Annotated in this window: 10 protein-coding genes; 6 read left to right on the top strand and 4 right to left on the bottom strand. The window is 42.8% G+C overall.

Annotation, left to right across the window (positions count from 1 at the left end):
* Positions 1 to 91: 91 nt before the first annotated feature.
* A complete protein-coding gene (locus tag BDE36_RS02195; protein WP_141813578.1) occupies positions 92 to 1,276 on the top strand; it encodes an anhydro-N-acetylmuramic acid kinase in 1,185 nt (394 codons plus the stop codon).
* A gap of 133 nt (positions 1,277 to 1,409) precedes the next feature.
* Here the strand turns inward: BDE36_RS02195 and BDE36_RS02190 are convergent, their stop codons facing one another.
* Positions 1,410 to 2,006 (bottom strand): porin family protein, encoded by a 597-nt coding sequence (locus BDE36_RS02190; RefSeq protein ID WP_141813577.1) that lies wholly within the window; start codon positions 2,004 to 2,006, stop codon positions 1,410 to 1,412.
* A gap of 135 nt (positions 2,007 to 2,141) precedes the next feature.
* On the opposite strand from BDE36_RS02190, the gene BDE36_RS02185 reads away from it, so the two are divergent.
* The 5 genes from BDE36_RS02185 (at position 2,142) to BDE36_RS02165 (ending at position 6,257) form a co-directional block, all read left to right on the top strand.
* Complete coding sequence (locus tag BDE36_RS02185; RefSeq protein WP_128768054.1) at positions 2,142 to 2,357, top strand: hypothetical protein; 216 nt, start codon at positions 2,142 to 2,144, stop codon at positions 2,355 to 2,357.
* A gap of 152 nt (positions 2,358 to 2,509) precedes the next feature.
* A complete protein-coding gene (locus BDE36_RS02180; RefSeq protein ID WP_141813576.1) occupies positions 2,510 to 4,228 on the top strand; it encodes a S41 family peptidase in 1,719 nt (572 codons plus the stop codon).
* A 56-nt stretch (positions 4,229 to 4,284) separates the two neighbouring features.
* Complete coding sequence (locus tag BDE36_RS02175) at positions 4,285 to 4,629, top strand: MmcQ/YjbR family DNA-binding protein (protein ID WP_141813575.1); 345 nt, start codon at positions 4,285 to 4,287, stop codon at positions 4,627 to 4,629.
* Between the two features lie 59 nt (positions 4,630 to 4,688).
* Complete coding sequence (locus BDE36_RS02170; RefSeq protein ID WP_141813574.1) at positions 4,689 to 5,225, top strand: lipocalin family protein; 537 nt, start codon at positions 4,689 to 4,691, stop codon at positions 5,223 to 5,225.
* 225 nt (positions 5,226 to 5,450) lie between these two features.
* Positions 5,451 to 6,257: a hypothetical protein gene (locus BDE36_RS02165; RefSeq protein ID WP_141813573.1), complete on the top strand. Its 807-nt coding sequence runs from the start codon at positions 5,451 to 5,453 to the stop codon at positions 6,255 to 6,257.
* Between the two features lie 77 nt (positions 6,258 to 6,334).
* Here the strand turns inward: BDE36_RS02165 and BDE36_RS02160 are convergent, their stop codons facing one another.
* The 3 genes from BDE36_RS02160 to BDE36_RS02150 form a co-directional block, all read right to left on the bottom strand.
* A complete protein-coding gene (locus tag BDE36_RS02160; RefSeq protein ID WP_141813572.1) occupies positions 6,335 to 8,182 on the bottom strand; it encodes a glycoside hydrolase family 2 protein in 1,848 nt (615 codons plus the stop codon).
* 97 nt (positions 8,183 to 8,279) lie between these two features.
* Positions 8,280 to 9,323 carry a glycoside hydrolase family protein gene (locus BDE36_RS02155; protein WP_141813571.1) on the bottom strand — a complete coding sequence of 348 codons (1,044 nt, stop codon included), beginning with the start codon at positions 9,321 to 9,323 and terminating at the stop codon, positions 8,280 to 8,282.
* A gap of 115 nt (positions 9,324 to 9,438) precedes the next feature.
* A complete protein-coding gene (locus tag BDE36_RS02150) occupies positions 9,439 to 11,694 on the bottom strand; it encodes a GH92 family glycosyl hydrolase (protein WP_141813570.1) in 2,256 nt (751 codons plus the stop codon).
* Positions 11,695 to 11,777: the final 83 nt, after the last annotated feature.

Raw genomic sequence — 11,777 nt, 5'->3', positions numbered from 1 at the left:
AGCATAAATGTAGGCTTTTATAAGAAATTTTCGTGTTTTTTACGTTCCTTAGTAGTGATTTTATTCTCCGAAGGAGAATGCCTAATATTCTATGAATAAGGAAATACAAAAGCTATGCCTGATGGCCGACAAGGAAAGCCGCCTGATCGTCGGACTTATGTCTGGTACATCTCTTGATGGGCTTGATATCGCGTTATGTCGTATTCATGGCAGCGGAAGACAAACCCGGTTGGCCGTTGAAGAATTTGAAACGCTTCCATATTCTGAAGATTTTAAAGCAGATGTGAAAAGTGTCTTTTCCAAACAACAGGTTGATCTACAGAAATTAAGCCTCCTTAATGTACTAATAGGAACCCTTCATGCCGATATGATCCTAAGCATGCTCGGCAAATGGGGAGTAAGTGCTTCTGATATTGATTGCATTGCCAGCCACGGACAAACCATTTACCACGCGCCCCGGCGCCTGCATCAATTGACGGGATATCCCGACGCTACCCTTCAGATTGGTGACGGCGATCATCTTGCAGTAAAAACGGCAATTTTGACGCTCAGCGACTTTAGGCAAAAACATATTGCAGCCGGTGGGGAGGGAGCCCCTCTTGCACTCTACGGAGATTATATATTGTTCTCCTCTGAAGAGGAGAACCGTATACTATTAAATATAGGTGGAATTTCAAACTTTACCTATCTTCCCGGTGACGGAAATGCTTCCAGAGTGGTGTGTACTGATACAGGGCCAGGCAATACACTAACAGATGCATTGTCAAGAAAGTACTTTAATTCACCCTTCGATAACGATGGAACCTATGCAAGGTCGGGGAAGGTAATCCCTTCGCTTCTAAACGCTATGCTGGCGCATCCCTTTTTCAGGGAAGATCTTCCCAAAACTACAGGTCCTGAATTATTCAATCTAAATTTTGTAGAAGAATCTAAGGCATTAGCAGGCATTTCAGAGGCCAACCCTGCCGACGTCATAGCAACTGTATCGCTCCTTACGGCACATTCCATTGCAAATGGTATTAAAGAGATAACAGGTAAGGAAAATTTGGTCGTATATGTAAGTGGAGGCGGCTGCCATAATTCATACATTATGGAGGAGATTCAAAAATGCCTGCCTCATAGTGCCATAAAGCGAACAGAGGAACTGGGATTTAACGCTGACGCTAAAGAAGCAGCACTATTTGCCCTGCTTGCAAACGAAACCATTTGCGGATCGGTTATACAAACCGGAGGCGGGCCTGCCGTAATGATGGGAAAGATATCGCTTCCCCTGTAGCTAAAAGCTACTCTTTGCGGAAGATGCGTTATCACCAAAAAAATCAGCCCCGTTTCCGGAGCTGATTATGGGTAAATAGCTTAAGACGTTAGTTTTGTTCTTAACACCTACAACTTATTACGTATAACTTAACCTAGAATAGCTTATAACCCAGGCTTAAATGCCATAGATTTTGCTTCTGGTCGTACTGTCCGCTTTTGCTTACATTACTTAAGCCGGCCTCATACCTCAGGTCAACAGCCAAACTGCCAATATCTACTCCCGCGCCTATCTGGGCGCCCCAGGTTTGATTTTTGTAATCGTTAACGTCTGTAACATTCTGGAAATTACTTTTAAAACTATCATCCAGGATGAAAGAAACAACCGGACCGGCCATAAAACGCACATTCAGTTTGTCAAATCCTATTTTATTTCCGATCAATACAGGTACGTCGAGTGTTGTGAACCTTACTTTTCCTTCAGCGTTAACGCCGTTGTCCTGGCTCAGATCAAACTTTCCACCCTTTCCGGCCAGATAAGCCTCTGGCTGGACATAGAAACCTGCACCCCCTAAGCGAGCCCATACACCGAACTGATAACCCAGGCGATTTTCTTCACCGAAAAAATTGTCCGACTTCAGAGTTGCCAAATTAAGCCCTGCTTTTACTCCCAGATTAAAAGAGGGAAGCTGTGCGAATGACGCAAAACTCATTGCGACGCATAAACAGCTTAGTAGAATGATTTTTTTCATAATTTTTATAATTTAATTTTCACGTATCAGTCAATATTAAGTCAACAACACCTGAATTTTAAAAATGTTGACGAAGTATATTCTGATCAGCTTTAACAAGACGACAAAATTTATAATTTTGTAACAAAGAAAATTATGGCAGAGATCAGTATAAGCAAGTCGGACTGGGAAAGACTTAAACTTAAGGTAAAACGGAAATACAGGGAACTTTCTGAAGATGACCTCATTTACACTCCTGGAGAAGAGGAGAAGCTTATTCAGCACCTGATGAACAGATTGAAACGAAACAGGGAATATGTAGTATTCACCCTTGAAAAAGGACTTGCTAATATTGATAATAATCGTTTATAAGGAAGCTCCATCTGGGGCTTTTCTTTTATCCAGGCACTGCGAACCCTCCTGCAGAAAAAAGATTTAGATCTATTAAATCTCATAATCATCTGGTATATTTATAATCCTGTACACTATTACAGCCGTTTTCGTTTACATGATAGAAAAACATTATGCTTACACTGAATAAAAACCTCAGAAAAAAAATACTTATAGCTTCTGTGGGAATCGCCGGATTGTCTTTGGCCTTCAGCGACGATTACTTTCAGGCGTCAAAAAATCTCGAGATATTTTCTACCCTGTACACTGAGCTCAACATGAATTATGTCGACGAGATAAATTCGTCAAAGCTTATGCAAACAGGGATTGATGCCATGCTTGAAAGCCTTGATCCATACACGGAATTTGTGCCTGAATCCGAAATGGAAGATTACCGCATGAAATATGTGAGCACCCAATATGGAGGCATTGGAACGAGCATTCAGAACAGAAACGGTAAATTTATCATAGCCGACACCTTTGAAGGATTTCCCGCTCAGAAAGCAGATATTCGCGCAGGCGATGAGATTATTAAGATAAACAACGTCTCCCTAAAAAACAGACCTTACGAGCTTGTCAGTTCAATGTTAAAAGGGCCGAAAAACACACCATTGAAGCTTCTGATTAATAGACCCGGAGAGGCAAGCCCCATAGAAAAAGATATTGTTCGCGCAGAGATAACGCAACCAAATATTAGCTATTTCGGAATGCTGGATAATAATATCGGCTATATTAAGCTCGACAAGTTTCTTGAAAACTCTGGTGCAGAAGTTCAAAATGCGCTGATGACCATCCTTAAGAACAAACCAACCGGACTGATTCTCGATCTCCGCTCTAACGGAGGGGGTATCCTGCAGGAAGCTGTAAAGATTGTTAACCTTTTTGTTGCTTCCAATACGAAAGTTGTAACTCAAAAGGGCAACAACCAAGAAAAAACCTATACATATAAAACTTATAATTCCCCTATAGCGCCAACCCTTCCGCTGGCAGTACTTATAAACAATCGTTCTGCCTCGGCTTCCGAAATTGTAGCCGGGTCGCTGCAGGATCTAGACCGGGCCGCTGTTATTGGACAACGAAGCTTTGGGAAGGGACTTGTTCAGCAAACCTTTAACCTCCCCTACAACAGCCTGGTAAAGGTCACCGTTGCGAAATATTACACCCCCTCCGGAAGATGTATACAGGCATTAGATTACACACACCGTACCTCAGAAGGCAGTGTGGAGAAAGTAGCCGATTCTCTGATTTCTGCTTATAAAACGCTCGGCGGACGTATCGTTTATGATGGAAGTGGTATCTATCCCGATATTTTCGTTAAGCCTGTAAAATATAGCCCAATCTCGCAAACGCTGGCAACACGCTATTACTTTTTTGATTATGCAACTAAATATCGAAACGAGAAACCAAAACCGAATGACCCCAGGCACTTCAAGTTAAGTACAAATGAATATAACGAGTTTATAAATTATTTGTCGGATAAAGACTATAACTACTATACGAGAACAGAAAGGCTGCTCAACGACCTCCAGTCTGAAGCCGATAAAGAAAGTAAAATGGCAGAGATCAAAGCTGAATACGAAGCTCTGAAAAATAAAGTCTCTGTAAGTAAAAAGAACGACTTCATACAGTTTAAAGAAGAAATACAGCGTATCCTCGAAAATGAAATAGTATCGCGTTATTATTTCCAGAAAGGGCGAATGGAGCAGTCTTTCAAATATGATGAAGATATTAAAGCTGCTACATCCGTTATCACAAACAACTCCAGCCTGGCAGCGATACTGCATGGCGAAGGAGCCTACAAATCAATAGGAAAACCGGCAGCAGGATTCTCAGCCAATATAGCAGAAGATTGAGATGGAAGGTTTAACGTCGGACTCCCCTGTCACCAACAGATAACCGTACTACTTATATGAATATAGAAGAATACAGAGATTTCTGTCTTTCCCTTCCCGGCGTTATTGAAGGATTTCCGTTTGGCGACGACACCTTGGTAATGAAAGTCAAAGGAAAGATGTTTAGCCTTGCTTCGTTAAACTCATTTACATTTAATGTAAAATGCGATCCTGAGAGAGCTATAGAGCTGAGAGAGCAATATCCTGAAGTACTTCCCGGTTACCATATGAATAAAAAACACTGGAATACAATAATTCCCAACGGATCTGCAGACGATGCACTCATGCGGGAGTGGATTCGTGACTCTTACAGGCTCGTGGTATCCAAACTGCCGCTTAAAGACCGGACCGGTTTGATCTGAAAGCTTTTATATTCATCTCCTTGCAATAAACCATCTAAGCTTCTTATTGTTATAGCTGAATGAAAAAATCTATTCCTATGATAGCTGCAGCAGCGTTGGTGTTTGGGACTGCAGCGTTAATTATTAAAAAACTTCTTGAACAACCGCTAGATACAGTTCCAAAGGTGGATCTCAACCGCTATCTCGGCAGATGGTATGAAATAGCCGCTATACCTCAGCGGTTCGAAAAAGGCTGCACTTATACCACTGCTCAGTATTCGCTAAATGATGATGGCACTATCGCTATCAAAAATTCGTGCATATCTAAAGGAATACAGAGAACGGCAACCGGAAAGGCATCAATTTCCGACCCTGTTAGCAATGCCAAACTAAACGTAAGCTTTTTTTGGCCTTTCAGCGGAAAGTATTGGATTATCGATCTTGCATCTGACTACTCATACGCCATGGTTGGCCATCCTAACCGTAAATACCTATGGATTCTTAGCAGAAAGCCGTGGATGGAAAAAGAAACCTATAAAGAGCTGCTTATTTCGGCGATGAGTAAAGGTTTCGATATCTCCAAACTCAAGATTACACCTCAAAAATCAGGCGATTAGATAAAGCCAGGTAGCGGTTTGATAGATTAATAGGCACATTTCTATTACCATTGACTTTATGAATTGCAGAAATATCTATTTTAGCCCTTGATGATTTTAAAATACTTCTGTAGAAAGCCCGGACTGTCTCTCCTTAGGGTTATGCTAACTCTTTCAATAATTAGTGGATGCAGCCGGGAAAAGCCAAAAGAAAATGATAGGCCGACCTTTAAAGCAGTGCTTGGAATGCAGTATATCGAAACCGACAGGTACTTTACCTCCGGACTATCCTTTAACGATCAGGGATATGAGCTTGAACCAACCTGGAAAATGTATCTTCTTTCAGACGACTCTCTGATGATTTTTCATCCGCAGGCAAAGGTGTTTTACCACTATCCTATTTATCATGATCATGACTCGGTATTTAATATCGCCCGCCACTGGATGAGAATTAAAACGGTAAGCAAAGACAGCCTCATTTTTCAGCTCCTTTCTGTGGAGGAAAAAAAGGTATCAAAAGACTTTTCCAATGCCTACATGAAGTTCTATTCATATGCTTACCTTCAAAAAACACATGCCGACCCTGAGCAGCTTCGTAAGCCTTCACATAAAGACACATTGTTCATCCAGGCAAAATCAGCGAAGGCAAACAGGAATCCCGGAGTCAGAGACAGTGCATTCGCAGCCCGGATGCCCGTTGTTCTCAAAAGCAAAATCCCTGAGATCAAAGTAAACAAACTCAAAGTACAACTTGACCCACACGACCTCCTCCATGTAAGCCCCTCGGATGAATACCTTTACCCGGAGTATAGCATTACAATTGATAAAGCCTATAAGGATTTTAACTATTCATTCTCTGTTTTGGTAGATGATAAAGGAAGTATGCGACTTTCAAAATTCACCGTAAGTCCCGAATTCAAAGAATCAAGAAGACGTGTCCTTGAAGGCATTATAGACGTCTATCTTGAGCGTTTTCTTGATATTAAGCCAGGAACAACATTAGATATAGCACATACGAGCGAAATTGCCCTCCATGTTAAAGGGACAAAGTGATTATAAAAAAAGTGCTGATTCCAAAATACAAAAAGAAACTTCCCCCTTAGAATCAGCACCTTGTTTGAACTAAAGCCCTACGGCAACTTTACAAGAGATTTATTGTACAGCTTTTGATGAACCTGTTTCAGCTTTGCTTCCGGCACTTTTATTACCTTCCTGTCGTAAGTCATAAGACCATTCGTTTCAACTTCAACATCTGTTGTCTGCGTGTACACAGCAGCAGAAAGTCCCGCTTTGATTAACCCCTCAAGCGAATTCATGAAAGAAGAATATCTTTCAAAAAGCGCATCCGCACTTTTAAAGCTCTGATATCCCCAGTTGTCTTTCTGCTGCCATACATGACCATCTACCGGCAGTCCAAGACCTCCAAACTCGCCTAGCACAAGCGCCCTTTCAGCACCGTAGGTACGTGGATCCGGCATTAATGGTTCAGGATAGTTGTGCAGGTCGATGATATGCCCTACAGGATGGAAATTACCACCGCTTGCCGTATTTATTAAACGAGAAGGGTCTTTTTTCATCGTCCATTCCACAATCTCTTCGGTTTTAAACTGCCCCCAGGCCTCGTTGAAAGGAGTCCAGACTACAATTGAAGGATAATTGTGAAGAGCATCCATAATAGCATTCCACTCTTTTCTGTAATATCCTTCCGATTCAGGACTGCGGTTCTTATCTGTTGCGCGACCAAACACGCCCGGCCTCATCTCCCAGTGATTACCCAGGTCGCCGCTTGGCATATCCTGCCAAACCAGCAATCCCATAACGTCGCAGTAATAATACCAGCGTGCCGGTTCCACCTTAATATGTTTTCTGATCATATTGAAGCCCATTTCTTTAGTCTTCTCTATATCAAACTTCAAGGCCTCATCCGTTGGAGCAGTGTAAAGCCCGTCGGGCCACCAGCCCTGATCAAGAGGCCCATATTGGAATACGAACTCATTATTCAGCAGCATTCTTTGTATGCCGTTTGCATCCTTACCCATAGAGGACTTCCGCATCGCAAAATAACTTTTCACCTCATCTATCGTCTTACCATTCCTGATCACTGACAAACGGAGGTCATATAAGAAAGGGCTGTCTGGCGACCATAGTTTGGGATTCGCTATATTAAGAGCGGTTTCAGTTCCCGCATCAACCGTTGTTTCTGCCACTTTCGATTTACCATCCCAGGCAGAGATCTTCACCTTATCGCCTTTAACAGCATTTTCAACAGAAGCACTAACGATCAGCGCTTTTTTATCGATGTCTGGTGTTTGCTTTGTGCCACTTATATAAGTTTGAGCAACCGCTTCCAGCCAAACAGTCTGCCAGATACCAGTAACGGGAGTATACCAGATTCCTTCGGGCCGCCTAACCTGTTTGCCTCGTGGTTGAGGACCTTCATCCGTAGGATCCCATACCCGTACCGAAATCTCTTGTTTTCCACTCTTTTTTAAACTCGAAGTGATATCGAATGAAAAGGGATCATTACCGCCCTGATGCATTCCCACCTTCTTGCCATTCACATAAACCTCAGTTTCCCAGTCAACACCACCGAAATGCAAAAGCACCCTTTTCCCTTTCATAGCTGATGGTATACTTACAGAAGTGTTATACCAAAGAATACTATCCTTTCCAACCCGTTTTCCCACACCCGAGAGTGCCGATTCTACAGCAAAGGGTACTAATATCTTACCCTGGTAAGCCGATGGTTTAGCGCCATCTTTAGGCAATATAGAATAGTTCCACAGTCCATTTAAGTTTGCCCAGTTTTCCCTCACCATTTGTGGACGGGGATATTCGGGTAATACCCGCGATGGATTTACATTTTCACTCCATGGAGAAGTGATCTTTCCCTTCACTATTTGCCACTGAGGGCTCTGTCCGTTTACACCAATCTGGCTTAGCAGCACAAAAAGCAGAAATAAATACGTCTTTTTCATTATATAATTGTCGTTTAACTTGTTCTGGTAATCATCAGAGCCACAATCCACATCAGCTAAGTCTAATTTTCAGACCTTACCAATCCAGCGATGTACTTCATTTTATATCTCTCTCCGTCGGCGGCGTCATTTCAAAATCAAAAGGCTCATCTCTTAAACAGGTAAGAGTACCATCTTTTAATACGAGTTCGGCTACTTGTATGGATGAGCGTCGAAACTCGTAGGGAAGCACCCCATCCGGACGAATATCTGCTGCTGAATGCGCCTTTCTGCCAGGATGCGTAAAATAAAACACATACGCCTTATTGCCCACTACAACCACGTCGCCATGAGCGCCGGTAGGTGTATCATCTGGCCTCTTCCCGGCTTTATCAAGTATTTTTCCTTGTTTCTCCCAATGTTCAAGATCCGCAGATTTATATATCCTCATGCCCGACCATTCATCAGTAAGCATCCAATAGGATCCTACGAATCGGAAAACTTTTTCTCCTTCATGTGGATTCCCTTTAATCACCGGCTCCTTTGATGGTGAATGCCACTTCTTTAAATCTCTGCTCTCAGCCATATAAGTAAGACTATTGGGACCTTTATACCACATCCGCCAGTTGCCGTCGGGCATTTGGAAAAGAGTCGGATTTATTACGTTATCAAATGGCAATACAGGAAAACCTTCAAACTTCCAGTTCCACAGATCTTTGCTGGTATAATGTACCATTCGTGGCTTTCCTGCCCAATGGTTATATACACCCCGGATATAAGAAACAAATAAGTGATATTTCCCTTTATGGAAAACAATATCAGGAGCCCAGAACGTATTATGACCGTTTTCAAAGTCAAGATTAAGTGTTCCACGGTAAGCCCATGTACGTCCTTTATCTTCGGTCGAAGCGATACCAATAGCATTCCCATAACAATAAGCAACATCGGCTGTTTCCGAATTCGCCCTTCTCTGTGTATAAAGCATCCACCACGCTTTTTCTTTATGATTCCAGAAGACTACGGGATCAGCGGCACCATCGGTGACCGGATCGCGGAACAGTGGTGCTGGCGCGGCATGCATGTTATCGCGTTCCTGCGCCTGTAATGAGAAGAAACAGCTGGTAGTAACTATAAAAACTAAATAGAACAGGTTCAACTTCATTGGCTTACAAATAAAGTAAAAAAGGCAGCGATACTTTCACTAAACTGTCTCATTATATGTACTAAAGATCTCAATATGGCTATGAGTTAATCTCCATTCATTCTTCAGTATCCCTTCAGCGCGATAACGAAAAAGGCCGGTCAGATACACTTTGCGCTCTTTGCGTTGCGGGCTGAGCCTGCATATCAAACTCCAGCAGTCCGCCGTTTGTAATGTCTGAGTGTTTTATATAAGTAGGAGTATAGTCTTTTCCGTTAAGCTTTGCCGACTGGATATATACGTTCTGCGCATTGTTATTACGCGCCTGGATCACAAACTTCTTCCCATTCTCCAGAGTAATAGTCACCTTATTAAATACCGGACTGCCGATTACATATTGATCAGTGCCGGGACAAACACTATAAAAGCCTAAAGCGCTCAAAACATACCATGACGAAGTCTGACCCTGATCTTCGTCTCCGGGATACCCGTTTTCAGTAGAATTATACAAACGGCTCATTACCTGACGTACATGATATTGAGTCTTCCAGGGTTGACCCGCATAGTTATACAAATAGATCATATGCTGAATCGGTTGATTGCCATGAGCATACTGCCCCATATTCGCCATCACCATCTCAGTCATCTCGTGTATCATTCCACCATAGGTTCCTGTATTCACTTTATTAGGCTCTGAAAACACCGAATCAAGCTTCGCAGTAAAATTTTTCTCTCCCTGCATCAGGTTGATCAGTCCCTGAACATCATGAAAAACCGACCACTGCCAATGCCAGGCATTACCTTCGGTATAGGGACCGCCCCACTCAATAGGATCAAAGTTGGCTTTCCATTCCCCTTTGCTGTTTCTGCCTCTCATAAAGCGCGTAGATGGGTCGTAAACGTTTTTATAGTTGTACATCTGGCGTTCAAAAATACGGGTATAAAATGGCTGATCCGTTTCTTTCGATAACTGCCAGGCGCAAAAATCATCATACGCGTATTCAAGAGTTTTTGCAGTAGCTTCTCCGTATTCGGGGTAAGGAACGTACCCCAGTTGATAATATTCCTTCCAGCCATGTCTGCCATTGGCGGGGCCCCATGGACCTTTGTTAGTGGCTTCATGAAGATAAGCCTGCAAAGCTTGTTTCGGATCGAATGTCCGTATGCCTTTTACCCAGGCGTCTGTAAGTAATGAGATGGCATGATTTCCGATCATACTTCCGCCTTCACCGGGAAACGACCATGAAGGCAGCCATCCGCATTGTTCGTAAGCGGCAAGCAAAGCTTGCATATAACGACCATGCATAGTAGGATGCATGATAGCATTTAACGGGAACTGAGCCCTGAACGTATCCCAGAAACCGGTGTCCGTGTACATGTACCCTTCGTGTATCTTTCCGTCATAAGCGCTGTAGTAATAAGGTTTACCATCCTTATCATATTCAAAAAACTGACGGGAGAATAAACTGGCCCTGAAGAAGCAGGAATAGAATGTTGCTTTCTCCTCCTCAGTGCCGCCTTCTACAAGTATCCTGCTTAAGTGCTCATTCCATATCTTAGCGGCAGCCGTTTTGGTAGCCTCGAGGTTCCTGAACTTGCCAAGCTCTCTTTTTAAATTTAGTCCGGCCTGCTCAGTACTGATATACGAAGAAGCAACCTTCGCCTGTACCTGCTCTCCGGCCTTAAACTCAATATACGCACCCGCTCCCTTACCTTCCAGCTCCAATGTCCCCGTAGAAACAGAATTTGTACGGTTTTCCCATGTGCCGTAGCTTTTGAAAGGTTTATCGAATACCACGACAAAGTAGTTCCTGAAATTCTCAGGCACATAATGACCATTATTAACGTATCCGATGATCTTGCGTTCTGAAGGAATGATCTTCACCATGCTCATTTTTGTGTAGCCGTCCAGAACCAGATAGCTTTTTTCGCCTTTAGGGAATGAGAAACGAAGATGTGCCCCGCGTTCTGTGGGTGACATCTCTGTAGTAATTCCGTTATCAAGCTTTACTTTATAATAGTTGGGACGTGCAATCTCATTATCGTGACTAAAACCTGCAGCCCTTTCTTCTTCGTTTACCTTAAGAGCTCCGGTAACCGGCATGAAAGAAAATACCGCATAATCATTACTCCACGAACTGCACTGGTGCGCCTGCTGGAAGCCCCTGATCGTTTTCTTAAAATACTGGTATTTCCAGCCATCACCATTTCGGCCCGTCTGCGGAGTCCAGGTATTCATTCCAAAAGGAAGGGCTGTAGTGGGGTACGTATTGCCGCGCGTCAACTCATGTTTTGAATTGGTTCCCTGCAGTGTGTTGACATATTTAACAAGATCAGGCGTTTGAGCAACAGCCAGCTTGCTAACAAATAAAAGAACAATTAAATATTTCATCCAATGTGTGTTTAATAAACCTTTATAACCCGGTCTGCTATTATAAATAAGGTTTTGGAATATTGCCGAACCATGCAAAGTAC

This window comes from Arcticibacter tournemirensis, from assembly GCF_006716645.1.
GTDB lineage: Bacteria > Bacteroidota > Bacteroidia > Sphingobacteriales > Sphingobacteriaceae > Arcticibacter > Arcticibacter tournemirensis.
Note: the sequence above shows the minus strand (reverse complement) of the source record. Positions and strands in the feature narration are given on the sequence as shown.

Excerpts from the sequence above, each read along its gene's own strand:
- BDE36_RS02190 (WP_141813577.1), bottom strand. The coding sequence starts at position 2,006 with ATGAAAAAAATCATTCTACTAAGCTGTTTATGCGTCGCAATGAGTTTT.
- BDE36_RS02180 (WP_141813576.1), top strand. The coding sequence starts at position 2,510 with ATGCTTACACTGAATAAAAACCTCAGAAAAAAAATACTTATAGCTTCT.
- BDE36_RS02160 (WP_141813572.1), bottom strand. The coding sequence starts at position 8,182 with ATGAAAAAGACGTATTTATTTCTGCTTTTTGTGCTGCTAAGCCAGATT.
- BDE36_RS02155 (WP_141813571.1), bottom strand. The coding sequence starts at position 9,323 with ATGAAGTTGAACCTGTTCTATTTAGTTTTTATAGTTACTACCAGCTGT.
- BDE36_RS02165 (WP_141813573.1), top strand. The coding sequence starts at position 5,451 with ATGCAGTATATCGAAACCGACAGGTACTTTACCTCCGGACTATCCTTT.
- BDE36_RS02195 (WP_141813578.1), top strand. The coding sequence starts at position 92 with ATGAATAAGGAAATACAAAAGCTATGCCTGATGGCCGACAAGGAAAGC.
- BDE36_RS02170 (WP_141813574.1), top strand. The coding sequence starts at position 4,689 with ATGAAAAAATCTATTCCTATGATAGCTGCAGCAGCGTTGGTGTTTGGG.
- BDE36_RS02175 (WP_141813575.1), top strand. The coding sequence starts at position 4,285 with ATGAATATAGAAGAATACAGAGATTTCTGTCTTTCCCTTCCCGGCGTT.
- BDE36_RS02185 (WP_128768054.1), top strand. The coding sequence starts at position 2,142 with ATGGCAGAGATCAGTATAAGCAAGTCGGACTGGGAAAGACTTAAACTT.
- BDE36_RS02150 (WP_141813570.1), bottom strand. The coding sequence starts at position 11,694 with ATGAAATATTTAATTGTTCTTTTATTTGTTAGCAAGCTGGCTGTTGCT.